This window comes from Pseudomonas sp. GW822-FHT02E03, assembly GCF_058802325.1.
In genome coordinates this window covers 43,041-54,781 of record NZ_JBXAOA010000031.1, presented here as the reverse complement: position 1 = coordinate 54,781, position 11,741 = coordinate 43,041, and the positions used below count along the sequence as shown (strand labels likewise).

Below are 11,741 nucleotides of genomic sequence, written 5' to 3'. Positions count from 1 at the left end.
CCCCCCCCCCCCCCCCCCCCCCCCCCCCCCCCCCCCCCCCCCCCCCCCCCCCCCCCCCCCCCCGCTCCCACATTGGAATCGCGCTGTTTTACGGGCTGTATTCCTTCAGCGGAACAACACCAGCGTCAGCCCTACAACGGCAGCCAACACCACCCCCCAGCTCACCATCAACCGCCGCCACAATCGCGGGGCATGGCGCATTTCCATAAAGCCATCGGCAATCAACCAGGCCTTGCCAACCGCCACCAGCAAAATGGCCACCGACAGCCGCCACGTCGCGCCCATCTGTGCCAGCACCACCGTGCACACGCTTAACGTGGCCAGCGCTGCCCAGCAGACCAGCAAAAACCTGGAAGCCGACATCAGAACCTCCGTCAATTCAGAACGTAGACCAGCGGAAACAGCACGACCCAAATCAGATCGACCATGTGCCAATACAGCACCCCCGATTCAAGCCCGCTGCGGTTGGCGGCGTTGTACCGGCCACGACGGCAACGCTCGGCCAGCCATCCGAGGATGACCATGCCGAGCAGTACATGGAGAAAATGAAAACCGGTGAGGATCCAGTAGAGGGTGAAAAACGTGTTGTGCTCCATGCCCAGCCCCGAGGCCAGCAAGTGTCGGTATTCCGTGATCTTCAACACCACGTAGACACTGGCCGCGAGCAAGGCTGCCAGCAAATAGACAGCGCCGTAGCGAGACCGAGAGCGCTTGACTTGCTCTTGAGCGAGCGCGGCGAACAGGCCGGCGGTGAGCAAGCTCAGGGTCATCGCCAAACCGGTAGACGTGTTCAGCAACAGACGGCTTTCACCGAACAGCTGCGGTTTGAGTGCCTGGGTCACGGCGAACGCCAGAATCAGGATGGCGAACACCGACAGCTCGGCCAGAATGAAAAACCACATCGCCAGATCGCCTGGCAAGTGCCCCGGCGCAACGCGTCTGGCCTCAGCCGAAGTGGACATCAACCACGTCCATCAGCGCCGCAACCGTCAGCGGATCATCGCTCAGCGGCTCGGCCAGGCAGGCCATGCACGCCTCACGCGGGCTCATGCCGGAGCGGATCATTCGCGCGGTAAAAATCAGCAGTCGCGTCGAGGCGACCTCCTCCAGATCATGCTGATCGAGCCGGCGCAGTGCCTGTCCCAGCCTGACCACTTGCGCCGCCAGCGCGCTGTCCACCTGCGCTTCCCGGGTGACAATGCGCTCTTCATCGGCCACCGGCGGATAGCCGAAACGCATCGCCACGAAGCGTTGTCGGGTGCTGGGTTTCATGCCTTTGAGCAGGTTCTGGTAGCCGGGGTTGTACGACACCACCAGCATGAATGACGGTGGCGCCTGCAGCACTTCGCCGGTGCGCTCCAGGAACAACTCGCGACGGTCATCGGCCAGTGGATGCAACACCACCACCGTGTCCTGACGCGCTTCGACCACTTCGTCCAGATAACAAATGCCACCTTCACGTACCGCGCGGGTCAGTGGCCCGTCCTGCCACCAGGTGCCTTGGGCACCGATCAAATGACGGCCGATCAGGTCGGCGGCGCTCAGATCGTCATGGCAAGCCACGGTGTACAGCGGCAGTTTCAGCCGATGGGCCATGTGCTGGACAAAGCGGGTCTTGCCGCATCCGGTCGGGCCTTTGATCAGCACCGGCATGCCGTGTCGCCAGGCTTGCTCGAACAGCGCCTCCTCATTATTGAGCGGTTGATAGAAGGGTTCGCAAGACTGGATTCGGTCCATGGGCTGTCTGTTCCAAAAGCGGATTCAAGCCACACGCTACGGGCCCCTGCGACAACCTGGCAAGTGACATGGCCGGCAAACTTGATCGCGGTCAAGCGAGCATTGGCCTGCTCGGGCATAGCCTTGCACGGCACTAAGAACCTGCGTTCTGCGCTGCCGTTTCAGCACATCGCAAAGGTCTTGCCTGAGGAGAAATGGAATGCTGATCAGCAATAGAAAAACGTTTGCTCTGACTGTCGCCACATTGTGTTCGGCGCTGGCCCTTGCGGTGACTCATGCGGCCCGGGCCAACGAGCCCGCTGCCGCTGCGGCCAGCCCGCTGATGGTCAAATCCGCCGGAGCGCCCGACATGAGTCAGGCCGAGTTCGACTCTTCCAAGGAAATTTACTTCCAGCGTTGCGCCGGCTGTCACGGCGTTCTGCGCAAAGGTGCCACCGGCAAGCCACTGACACCGGACATCACCCAGTCCCGCGGGCAACCGTTTCTGGAGGCGTTGATTACCTACGGTTCACCGGCGGGCATGCCGAACTGGGGGACGTCCAATGCGCTGACCAAGGATCAGATCACGTCAATGGCCAAGTTCATTCAGCACGCGCCGCCGACGCCGCCTGAATGGGGCATGGCCGAGACGCTGAAAACCTGGAAAGTGCTGGTCAAGCCTGAGGATCGTCCGAAGAAGCAATTGAGCAAACTCAACCTGCCGAACCTGTTTTCGGTGACGTTGCGCGATGACGGCAAGATTGCCCTGATCGACGGTGACAGCAAGAAAATCGTCAAGCTGATCGAGACCGGTTATGCGGTGCACATCTCGCGGATTTCCGCCTCCGGTCGCTACCTGCTGGTGATTGGTCGAGACGCGCGGATCGACATGATCGACCTGTGGCCGGTGGAGCCGACCAAGGTCGCCGAAGTCAAAGTGGGCATCGAGGCGCGTTCGGTGGAGACCTCCAAGTTCAAGGGCTACGAAGACAAATACACGATCGCCGGCTCCTATTGGCCGCCGCAATTCACCATCATGGATGGCGAAACCCTGGAGCCCAAACAGATCGTCTCGACCCGTGGCATGACCGTCGACAAGCAGGAATATCACCCTGAACCCCGGGTCGCGGCGATCATCGCCTCCCATGAATGGCCGGAGTTCATCGTCAACGTCAAGGAAACCGGCAAGGTCATGCTGGTCAATTACCAGGACATCAAAAACCTCACCATCACCTACATCGATGCTTCGCCCTTCCTGCATGACGGCGGTTGGGACAGCACGCACCGCTACTTCATGACCGCCGCCAACAACTCCAACAAAGTCGCCGTGATCGACTCCAAAGATCGCAAGTTGGCAGCTTTGGTGGAGGTCGGCAAAACCCCTCACCCGGGGCGCGGCGCCAACTTCAACCATCCGACTTATGGGCCAGTCTGGGCCACCAGCCACCTCGGTGATGACGGCATTTCCCTGATCGGTACCGACCCGGTCAAACACCCGCAATTCGCCTGGAAACAGGTCGCCTCACTCAAGGGCCAGGGCGGCGGATCGCTGTTTATCAAAACCCACCCTGATTCCCGTCACCTGTATGTCGACACCACCCTCAACCCCGACGCCAAGCTGAGCCAGTCGGTGGCGGTGTTCAACATCGACAAACTCGACGCCGGCTACACCGTGCTGCCCATCGCCGAGTACGCCGGCATCAAGCAAGGCGCGATGCGGGTGGTACAGCCGGAATACAACAAGGCCGGCGATGAAGTCTGGTTCTCCGTGTGGAGCGGTCAGTCGGAGGAATCGGCGCTGGTAGTGATCGACGACAAAACGCTGAAGCTCAAATCAGTCATAAAGGACAAACGACTGATCACACCCACCGGAAAATTCAACGTCTACAACACCCAACATGACATCTATTGAGCTCCATCAATGCAAGGAATCCTCATGAAAAATACTCTGTTTTCACTGTTCGCCCTGACCGCTGCGCTGAGCGTGCAGCCGGCCATGGCCCAAGACGGCCAGGAGCTGTTCAAGAGCAAACCCTGCGCCGCCTGCCATTCCATCGACACCAAGCTGGTCGGCCCGGCGCTCAAGGATGTCGCGGCCAAGAATGCGGGCGTGGCCGGGGCCGTGGACACCCTGGCCAGCCACATCAAGAACGGCACGCAAGGCAACTGGGGCCCGATGCCAATGCCGGCCAACCCGGTGACGGATGAAGAAGCGAAGACACTTGCAACCTGGGTCCTGAGTCTCAAATAGCCAACTGGAGGGCGTCATGAAGGTTTATCGACACGCTACGATTCTGGCGGCCCTCCTCCTCATTTGCGCAACTGCGGTTGCCGCGCCCGACGCCAAGCGTCAGGCACAACTCGAACACCTGCTGGCCCAGGACTGCGGCGCCTGCCACGGACTGCACATGACCGGCGGGCTGGGTCCCGACCTGACCCGCGCAACGCTGGCGGGCAAGTCCAGGGACAGCCTGATAGCCACCGTCAGCCAAGGCCGGCCCGGCACCGCGATGCCCGGTTGGGCCCCGCTGCTCAGCCCGGATGACATCCGTTGGCTGGTCGATCTTCTTCTCCAGGGATATCCCGCACCATGATCCGTTCAACCCTGCTTTTAGCGGCGACCGGGCTGTTGTTGTCCGCGTGTGTTCAACCACCGTTGCGTGGCACCGGCGATCTGGGCGTGGTGGTGGAGCGCGCCACCGGCAGCGTGCAAATCATCGAAAGCGACACCCGCACGGCACTGGTCCGACTCGAGGGTTTGGGCGATCTGTCCCATGCCTCGGTGGTGTTTTCCCGCGACCAGCGTTATGCCTATGTGTTCGGCCGCGACGGCGGGCTGAGCAAGATCGACCTGCTGACCCAACGCATCGATCAACGGCTGATACAGGGCGGCAACAGCATCGGCGGCGCGATCAGTCAGGACGGCAAACTCATCGCCGTGTCCAACTACGTGCCCGGCGGGGTCAAGGTATTCGATGCCGAAACCCTGCAATTGGTAGCCGATATTCCGGCCACGCCCCTGGCCGATGGCAGCAAGCGCTCACGGGTGGTCGGCCTGGTCGACGCGCCGGGGCAACGTTTTGTGTTCAGCCTGTTCGATACCGGCGAGATCTGGACCGCCGATTTCAGTCAGGGCAACACGCCGCAAATCAGCCGTTTCACCGACATCGGCCAGCAACCCTACGACGCGTTGGTGACCCCGGATGGTCGCTATTACATGGCGGGACTGTTCGGCGAAGACGGCATGGCGCAACTCGACCTTTGGCATCCGGAGCGCGGGGTGCAGCGAGTGCTCGGTGATTACGGACGCGGCCAGGCGAAATTGCCCGTCTACAAAATGCCGCATCTGGAGGGCTGGGCCGTCGCCGATCACCAGGCCTTCGTGCCCGCCGTCGGCCGGCATCAGGTGCTGGTGATGGATTCGCGCACGTGGAAGCAGACCGCTGCCATCCCGGTGGCTGGCCAACCGGTGTTCGTCACGTCGCGGCCGGACGGTCGGCAGCTGTGGGTCAATTTCGCCTACCCGGACAACGATCGAGTACAGGTCATCGACAGCGAAACCCATGCCGTGGTCGCCGATCTGCGGCCAGGGCCGGCGGTGCTGCACATGGAATTCACCGCTCGCGGCGATCAGTTGTGGCTGTCGTTACGCGATGGCGATCAGGTTCAGGTCTGGGATCCGTACAGCCTGAAACAGCTGAACACCCTTCCCGCCACCGCGCCGAGCGGCATCTTCTTCAGCAGTCGCGCGCAAAAAATGGGCTATTGAAATGAACCTCGACCTGCTCAGCCGCCAACTGATCGACCGCTTCCAGCACGGCATGCCGCTGTGCGCGGAGCCTTACAAGGAGATGGCGCGGATTCTCGGTTGTCGCGTAGCCCAGGTGATGGCTTGCCTGGAAGAAATGGATCAGGCCGGCACCCTCTCACGGATCGGCCCGGTGTTCGAACACAGTCGCGCCGGGGCCAGCACCCTCGCCGCCCTCGCCGTGCCCGCCGAACGCTTGCAACAGGTCGCCGAGCACGTCAGCCAGTATCCCGAGGTCAACCATAACTACGCGCGGGAACATTTCTACAACCTGTGGTTTGTGCTGACCGGTCCTGATCGCCAACACATCGAACGCGTTCTCGAACAACTTGAGAAAGACACCGGCCTCATGCCGCTGGATCTGCCGATGTTGACCGCTTACCGCATCGACCTCGGTTTTGCCCTGGGAGAAAGCTCATGACACCGGGGTTGAGTCCCAAACAGGCACTGGCGCTGCGTCGGCATCTGGAAGGCGGATTGCCGCTGGTATCGCGCCCCTATCAGATCCTCGCCGAACGGATAGACGCCGACGAAAACCAGGTACTCGCGCAAATGCACCAGTGGCACGAGCAAGGGCTGTTTCGCCGGGTCGGCCTGGTGCTCAACCATCGCGCGCTGGGTTTTACCGCCAACGCCATGCTGGTGCTGGATGTTCCGGACGCGCTGATCGACGAAGTCGGCCAGCGCCTGGGCCGGGCGCACGGCATTACCCTCTGCTACCAACGGCCGCGGCGCCTGCCGCAGTGGCGCTACAACCTCTTTTGCATGGTTCATGGGCGCCAACGTGAGCGGGTCGAAGCGCAGATCCAGGCGTTGCTGGAAGAACACCTGCTGAGCGACCTGCCCCACCAATTGCTGTTCAGCACTCACGCGTTCAAACAGTGCGGCGGACGCTTTACCCCCTCACCAACCGGAGCCCCCACCCATGGATGACCTCGACCGTCGGCTGATCAACCGCCTGCAACTGGGCCTGCCGCTGGTGCGCCACCCGTGGCAGGCACTGGCCGCCGAACTGGAGAGCAGCAGTACCGAACTGCTCGACCGCCTCCATGAATTGCTGGAAGACGGCATGCTCACGCGCTTCGGCCCGATGTTCGACATCGAACGCCTCGGCGGCGCCTTCACCCTCGCTGCGCTGGCGGTGCCGGAAGAGCGCTTTGAAGACGTCGCCGAGCAACTGCAGGCCCTGCCTGAAGTGGCGCACAACTACCGACGCGAACACGCCTGGAACATGTGGTTCGTGCTCGGTTGCCCGACCGAACAAGGTATCGCCGAGACCCTGCAGCACATCGAAAACCTGACCGGCCTGCCGCTGCTCAACTTGCCCAAAGAGGAGACCTACCATGTCGGCCTGTACTTCCCGGTCTGAAGCCCCCCTCGCTCGGCGTCTGATCGAGCTGACCCAGACCGGCCTGCCGTTGCTGGACGACCCGTGGGCCTGGCTCGCCGAACAGCTGGAGCTGAGCATCGAATCCACCCTGGATTTGCTCAAGCGCTTGCAGGCCGAGGGCGCCATCCGGCGCATCGCCGCCGTCCCCAACCACTATCGCCTGGGCTATCGCTACAACGGCATGACAGTCTGGGATGTGCACGACACGGACATGCCGCGACTTGGCGCATTGATCGGGGCGCAGCCTTTTGTCAGCCACTGCTATCGGCGCCCGCGACGAACCGCGTGGCGCTACAACCTGTTCGCCATGGTCCACGGCCGCAGCCGCGAGGAAATCGACAGCTACCGCGAACACCTGCGCTACTTGCTGGGCGACGCCTGCGCCGCCGACGAGATGCTGGTGAGCAGCCGAATCCTGAAGAAAACCGGTTTGCGCGTAGTGCCGGCCAGTTCGACGCATACCGTGTAGCAGCTGGCGAAGCCTGCGTTCGGCTGCGCAGCAGTCGTTAAATCAGGCAGTGCGGTATGTCAGACACATCACGCACACAGGTTTTACGACTGCTGCGCAGCCGAACGCAGCCTCGCAAGCTCGGCAGCTGCTACGGGCATCAGGTTTGCGTTTACCACCCGCTTCGCGCAGAACACACCCCGACTCAAGGAGATTTGCATGTTGAGGATCAGCCAATACCTGCGCGCCCTGGCCGGCCAGGCGCCTGCCCCCAGAACCAGCCCACCGGGCAGCAACCGGCCGCCGGTGGTGATCTGGAACCTGCTCAGGCGCTGCAACCTGACCTGCAAACACTGCTACGCCACGTCCGCCGACAGCGTCTTTCGCGATGAACTGGATACGTCCGCCGCACTGACCGTGATCGACGACCTGCACGACGCCGGGGTGAAGGTGCTGATTCTTTCCGGCGGTGAACCGCTGTTGCGCGACGATCTGTTTGTGCTCAGCGCCTACGCCCGCACCAAGGGTTTCTTTGTCGCGTTGTCCACCAACGGCACGCTGATCGATGAGCAGAACATCACGCAAATCCGCGCGGCGAATTTCGACTATGTCGGGATCAGCATCGATGGCCTGGAAGCCACCCATGATGCATTCCGCCAACTCAAGGGCAGCTTCGCCAGTTCCATGCGGGCGATCCGCCTCTGTCGTGAGCAGGGTATTCGCGTCGGCCTGCGCACTACCCTGACCCAAGAGAACCATCAACAATTGCCGCAATTACTGGCGCTGATGCGCGAGTACGACGTGCAGAAGTTTTATCTGTCGCACCTCAACTACAGCGGTCGCGGCAAACGCAGCCGCAAGCTCGACGCCCGGCAACAGATGAGCCGCGAAGCGATGACGCTGATCTTCGAACAGGCCTGGGAAGACATCGAGCAGGGTCGCGACAGCGATTTTGTCAGCGGCAACAACGACGCCGACGCGATTCTCTTGCTGCAATGGGTGGGCCTGCATCTGCCCGAACATTACCCGCGCCTGGAACACATGCTCCGGGCCTGGGGCGGCAACGCGTCGGGCAGCGGCATCGCCAACATCGACAACACCGGCGAAGTGCATCCCGACACCTACTGGTGGCAGCACTCGGTAGGCAACGTCCGGCACACGCCGTTTCGCACGCTCTGGCTGGACCAGCCGGACGCCTTGTTGCAGCAGCTGCGTGTGCATCCGCGCGTCGTCGGTGGCCGTTGTGGCCAATGCCGCTGGCTGAACATCTGCAACGGCAATACCCGCACCCGTGCCTGGGCCGAAGGCGACCTCTGGGGCCAGGACCCCGGTTGTCACCTCAGTGATGAAGAAATCGGTATGCCGCCATTAATCACCATCCCTTGCGTCATGCACTGAAGCACCCGCCTGGCGAGCCATCTGGCAAAGGATGGGGCCGGCCCACCTGATGAAGAACCAAGGACGTCCCATGCACCCATCGATTGTTTTACCGGCCGCACTTGCGTCCCCGTTCAGACCGGGCGAAGTGGCCCTGGTCGGCGCCGGCCCCGGTGATCCACGCTTGCTGACCCTGCGTGCCTGGAGCCTGTTGATGCAGGCCGACGCCGTGGTTTACGACCGCCTGATCAGCCCCGAGCTGCTGACGTTGATCCCCCTCACTTGCGCCCGGCATTACGTCGGCAAGGCCAGCGGCTGCCACAGCCTGCCCCAGGAACAGATCAACGAACTGCTCGCCGGCCTCGCCGATTCGGGGCAGCGGGTGGTCCGGCTCAAGGGAGGCGACCCGTTCATATTCGGCCGTGGCGCCGAGGAGCTGGAGTATCTGCTGCAACGCAACATTGACTGCCAGGTGGTCCCGGGCATCACCGCCGCTTCCGGGTGCAGCGCTTATGCCGGCATTCCGCTGACCCACCGGGACCTGGTCAACTCCTGCCGCTTCATCACCGGGCATTTGCAGCGCGATGGTGAGTTGCAATTGCCCTGGAGCAGCCTCGCCGACAGCAGCCAGACCCTGGTGTTTTACATGGGGTTATCGAACCTCGGGATTATTGCCCAGCGCCTGATCGAAGCCGGAATGGCCGCCGATACACCGGCGGCGCTGATCAGCAATGGCGCGCGTCCCGACCAGCACGTCGCCCGAGGCAAGCTGCACCAGTTGCCGACCCTGGCGCTGGATTGCCCACCGGGCATTCCGACGCTGACGGTGATCGGCAAAGTGGTCGATCTGTTCGCTGCCCAACAGCAGGAATACCCGGCGCGCTTTTACTCCGCTCCGGTGCTGCAACGCCACGGCAAGGTGGCGATATGAGGCGCATGCTGCTTGCCCCATTGTTATGGATCGGTGCAGTCCATGCCGGTGCAGCGCTTCCATCCTCCGACGCGGCCGCCGACCTCTACCAACAACATTGCCAGCGCTGCCATGGCGCCAACCGTTTCGGCGGTACGGGGCCGGCCTTGCTGCCGGAGAGTCTGAGCCGGATCAAACCCGATGAAATCCGCAGTGTCATCCAGAATGGTCGCCCCGCGAGTCAGATGACCGGGTATGCCAACGTGTTCAATCCCGCGCAGATCGATGCGCTGGTGAGCTTCCTTCAACAACCACCCGCCACCCCACCCACCTGGAATAACGACGACATTCGCGGCAGTCATTCCATCCTCGCCGACATCAGTAAACTGCCCGACACGCCACAACATGGCGCCGATCCGCTGAACCTGTTTGTGGTAGTGGAAGCCGGCGATCATCACATCGATATCCTCGACGGCGATCGCTTCGAAGTGCTGGCACGGTTTGCTTCGCACTTTGCGGTGCATGGCGGACCGAAGTTCTCGCCGGATGGACGCTTCGTCTACGTCGCCTCACGCGATGGCTGGGTCAGCCTGTATGACTTGCACAACCTGAAGCTGATCGCCGAGGTCCGCGCCGGGCTCAATACCCGCAATCTGGCGGTGAGCAAGGATGGTCGCTGGGTGCTGGTGGGTAACTATCTGCCGGGCAATCTGGTAATACTCGATGCCCGCGATCTGTCGCTGGTCAAAACCATCCCGGCGATCGGCCAGGACGGCACCGCGTCACGGGTCAGCGCGGTCTACACCGCGCCGCCACGGGACAGTTTCATCGTGGCACTCAAGGATGTGAAGGAAGTCTGGGAGTTGTCGAGCGCCGGCACACCGGACTTCGAACCGCGTCGTATCAAGGCCGAAGATGTGCTGGACGATTTTTCCTTTTCACCGGACTACAAGCAACTGCTGGCCACCTCGCGCAAGGCCAAGGGCGGCCAGGTGATCGACCTCGACAGTGGCAAGGTGGTCACCGACATACCGCTGCCGGGCATGCCGCATCTTGGGTCGGGGACCTACTGGAAACGTAACGGTGAGTGGGTGTTCGCCACGCCGAACATCAGCAAGGGACTGATCTCGGTCATCGACTTCAAGACCTGGAAACTGATCAAGGAAATTCCGACCCTGGGGCCGGGCTTCTTCATGCGCAGCCACGTCAACTCGCGGTATGCCTGGACCGACGTGTTCTTCGGGCCGGACAACGATGCGATCCACCTGATCGACAAACAAACCCTGGAAGTCGCCCACACCTTGCGCCCGATGCCCGGCAAGACGGCTGCCCACGTCGAGTTCACTCGCGATGGCCGCTATTTGTTGCTGAGTATCTGGGCCACCGATGGCGCGCTGATTGTGTATGACAGCAACACCCTTAAGGAGATCAAGCGACTGCCGATGAACAAGCCGTCGGGTAAATATAACGTGGGGAACAAGATTGAGTTTGTGGAGGGGACTTCGCATTAGGGCTTGGGCTTGGGCTTGGGCTTGGGCTTGGGCTTGGGCTTGGGTTTATATCCGTTTCTGCGGTAACGGCTGCTATTGGTTTCGCTTTTACAGCGAGTCACTTTCGAAAAAGCGCGAAAGTAACCAAAGCGCTTTTGCCCCTTTCGTTCGGTGCCTCGCTTAGGCTCGCCATGCCCTCGCTCCGGTCCTGCTCCGTGGGCCCGCCGCGATCGGCCATCCATGGCCGTGCGCGGCTAACCCGGCATCCATGCCGATGGAGGTAGCCACAGGTTGACGGACAGGCTCAGGGCGTGAGGGGGCGACTACCGCAACAGCAAAAGCGAGGCGGCCTCTGGGCCGACCTGGGCATCAAGCGGGCGCGCTTCGCTGACTTGATCGTTCATATTGATCGTTCCCACGCTCCGCGTGGGAATGCATCCCGTGACGCTCCGCGTCACCAGTGCGCAGGACTCAAGCCTTGCGTCGACAGCGGGACGCAGAGCGTCCCCGGCGGCATTCCCACGCGGAGCATGGGAACGATCAGTGGGTAGGCGCTGACTGCTGTTGATCTTGCTTTGCTTTGCTTTGCTTTGGCTTTGGCT

At 62.0% G+C, this 11,741-nt stretch carries 14 protein-coding genes; 11 read left to right on the top strand and 3 right to left on the bottom strand.

Annotation, left to right across the window (positions count from 1 at the left end):
- Positions 1 to 105 precede the first annotated feature (105 nt).
- The 3 genes from AC1RQB_RS20890 to AC1RQB_RS20880 are packed head-to-tail and all read right to left on the bottom strand — an operon-like array spanning position 106 to position 1,737.
- On the bottom strand, positions 106 to 363 hold the full coding sequence (locus tag AC1RQB_RS20890; RefSeq protein ID WP_063340226.1) for a cytochrome C oxidase subunit IV family protein: 258 nt from the start codon (positions 361 to 363) through the stop codon (positions 106 to 108).
- An 11-nt stretch (positions 364 to 374) separates the two neighbouring features.
- Entirely contained in the window at positions 375 to 962 is a 588-nt protein-coding gene (locus AC1RQB_RS20885) for a cytochrome c oxidase subunit 3 (RefSeq protein WP_063340227.1), read from the bottom strand.
- Positions 946 to 1,737, bottom strand: a complete 792-nt coding sequence (locus AC1RQB_RS20880; RefSeq protein ID WP_063340228.1) for a CbbQ/NirQ/NorQ/GpvN family protein — start codon at positions 1,735 to 1,737, stop codon at positions 946 to 948. The genes AC1RQB_RS20885 and AC1RQB_RS20880 overlap by 17 nt, the downstream gene beginning before the upstream one ends.
- Positions 1,738 to 1,936: 199 nt before the next feature.
- Here AC1RQB_RS20880 and AC1RQB_RS20875 point away from each other — a divergent pair, with 199 nt between their 5' ends.
- From AC1RQB_RS20875 to AC1RQB_RS20825, 11 genes are all read left to right on the top strand, one after another.
- A complete protein-coding gene (locus AC1RQB_RS20875) occupies positions 1,937 to 3,628 on the top strand; it encodes a cytochrome D1 domain-containing protein (RefSeq protein ID WP_063340229.1) in 1,692 nt (563 codons plus the stop codon).
- 24 nt (positions 3,629 to 3,652) lie between these two features.
- On the top strand, positions 3,653 to 3,967 hold the full coding sequence (locus tag AC1RQB_RS20870) for a c-type cytochrome (RefSeq protein ID WP_063340230.1): 315 nt from the start codon (positions 3,653 to 3,655) through the stop codon (positions 3,965 to 3,967).
- 16 nt (positions 3,968 to 3,983) lie between these two features.
- The gene (locus tag AC1RQB_RS20865) at positions 3,984 to 4,310 is read left to right on the top strand and encodes a c-type cytochrome (protein WP_063340231.1); all 327 of its coding nucleotides are present in this window, start codon (positions 3,984 to 3,986) and stop codon (positions 4,308 to 4,310) included.
- Complete coding sequence (locus AC1RQB_RS20860; protein WP_063340232.1) at positions 4,307 to 5,485, top strand: cytochrome D1 domain-containing protein; 1,179 nt, start codon at positions 4,307 to 4,309, stop codon at positions 5,483 to 5,485. The genes AC1RQB_RS20865 and AC1RQB_RS20860 overlap by 4 nt, the downstream gene beginning before the upstream one ends.
- 1 nt (position 5,486) lies before the next feature.
- A complete protein-coding gene (locus tag AC1RQB_RS20855) occupies positions 5,487 to 5,945 on the top strand; it encodes an Lrp/AsnC family transcriptional regulator (RefSeq protein ID WP_063340233.1) in 459 nt (152 codons plus the stop codon).
- Complete coding sequence (ahbB, locus tag AC1RQB_RS20850; RefSeq protein ID WP_063340234.1) at positions 5,942 to 6,457, top strand: siroheme decarboxylase subunit beta; 516 nt, start codon at positions 5,942 to 5,944, stop codon at positions 6,455 to 6,457. The genes AC1RQB_RS20855 and ahbB (AC1RQB_RS20850) overlap by 4 nt, the downstream gene beginning before the upstream one ends.
- Positions 6,450 to 6,893 (top strand): Lrp/AsnC family transcriptional regulator, encoded by a 444-nt coding sequence (locus tag AC1RQB_RS20845; RefSeq protein WP_063340235.1) that lies wholly within the window; start codon positions 6,450 to 6,452, stop codon positions 6,891 to 6,893. Before ahbB (AC1RQB_RS20850) ends, AC1RQB_RS20845 begins: the two co-directional genes overlap by 8 nt.
- Positions 6,868 to 7,383 carry a siroheme decarboxylase subunit beta gene (ahbB, locus tag AC1RQB_RS20840; protein ID WP_063340236.1) on the top strand — a complete coding sequence of 172 codons (516 nt, stop codon included), beginning with the start codon at positions 6,868 to 6,870 and terminating at the stop codon, positions 7,381 to 7,383. The genes AC1RQB_RS20845 and ahbB (AC1RQB_RS20840) overlap by 26 nt, the downstream gene beginning before the upstream one ends.
- 198 nt (positions 7,384 to 7,581) lie before the next feature.
- Complete coding sequence (gene nirJ, locus AC1RQB_RS20835; protein WP_063340237.1) at positions 7,582 to 8,760, top strand: heme d1 biosynthesis radical SAM protein NirJ; 1,179 nt, start codon at positions 7,582 to 7,584, stop codon at positions 8,758 to 8,760.
- A 70-nt stretch (positions 8,761 to 8,830) separates the two neighbouring features.
- Positions 8,831 to 9,670, top strand: a complete 840-nt coding sequence (cobA, locus tag AC1RQB_RS20830) for a uroporphyrinogen-III C-methyltransferase (RefSeq protein ID WP_063340238.1) — start codon at positions 8,831 to 8,833, stop codon at positions 9,668 to 9,670.
- A complete protein-coding gene (locus AC1RQB_RS20825) occupies positions 9,667 to 11,160 on the top strand; it encodes a cytochrome D1 domain-containing protein (protein WP_063340239.1) in 1,494 nt (497 codons plus the stop codon). Before cobA ends, AC1RQB_RS20825 begins: the two co-directional genes overlap by 4 nt.
- Positions 11,161 to 11,741 lie beyond the last annotated feature (581 nt).

Excerpts from the sequence above, each read along its gene's own strand:
- AC1RQB_RS20890 (WP_063340226.1), bottom strand. The coding sequence starts at position 363 with ATGTCGGCTTCCAGGTTTTTGCTGGTCTGCTGGGCAGCGCTGGCCACG.
- AC1RQB_RS20885 (WP_063340227.1), bottom strand. The coding sequence starts at position 962 with ATGTCCACTTCGGCTGAGGCCAGACGCGTTGCGCCGGGGCACTTGCCA.
- AC1RQB_RS20880 (WP_063340228.1), bottom strand. The coding sequence starts at position 1,737 with ATGGACCGAATCCAGTCTTGCGAACCCTTCTATCAACCGCTCAATAAT.
- AC1RQB_RS20875 (WP_063340229.1), top strand. The coding sequence starts at position 1,937 with ATGCTGATCAGCAATAGAAAAACGTTTGCTCTGACTGTCGCCACATTG.
- AC1RQB_RS20870 (WP_063340230.1), top strand. The coding sequence starts at position 3,653 with ATGAAAAATACTCTGTTTTCACTGTTCGCCCTGACCGCTGCGCTGAGC.
- AC1RQB_RS20865 (WP_063340231.1), top strand. The coding sequence starts at position 3,984 with ATGAAGGTTTATCGACACGCTACGATTCTGGCGGCCCTCCTCCTCATT.
- AC1RQB_RS20860 (WP_063340232.1), top strand. The coding sequence starts at position 4,307 with ATGATCCGTTCAACCCTGCTTTTAGCGGCGACCGGGCTGTTGTTGTCC.
- AC1RQB_RS20855 (WP_063340233.1), top strand. The coding sequence starts at position 5,487 with ATGAACCTCGACCTGCTCAGCCGCCAACTGATCGACCGCTTCCAGCAC.
- ahbB (WP_063340234.1), top strand. The coding sequence starts at position 5,942 with ATGACACCGGGGTTGAGTCCCAAACAGGCACTGGCGCTGCGTCGGCAT.
- AC1RQB_RS20845 (WP_063340235.1), top strand. The coding sequence starts at position 6,450 with ATGGATGACCTCGACCGTCGGCTGATCAACCGCCTGCAACTGGGCCTG.
- ahbB (WP_063340236.1), top strand. The coding sequence starts at position 6,868 with ATGTCGGCCTGTACTTCCCGGTCTGAAGCCCCCCTCGCTCGGCGTCTG.
- nirJ (WP_063340237.1), top strand. The coding sequence starts at position 7,582 with ATGTTGAGGATCAGCCAATACCTGCGCGCCCTGGCCGGCCAGGCGCCT.
- cobA (WP_063340238.1), top strand. The coding sequence starts at position 8,831 with ATGCACCCATCGATTGTTTTACCGGCCGCACTTGCGTCCCCGTTCAGA.
- AC1RQB_RS20825 (WP_063340239.1), top strand. The coding sequence starts at position 9,667 with ATGAGGCGCATGCTGCTTGCCCCATTGTTATGGATCGGTGCAGTCCAT.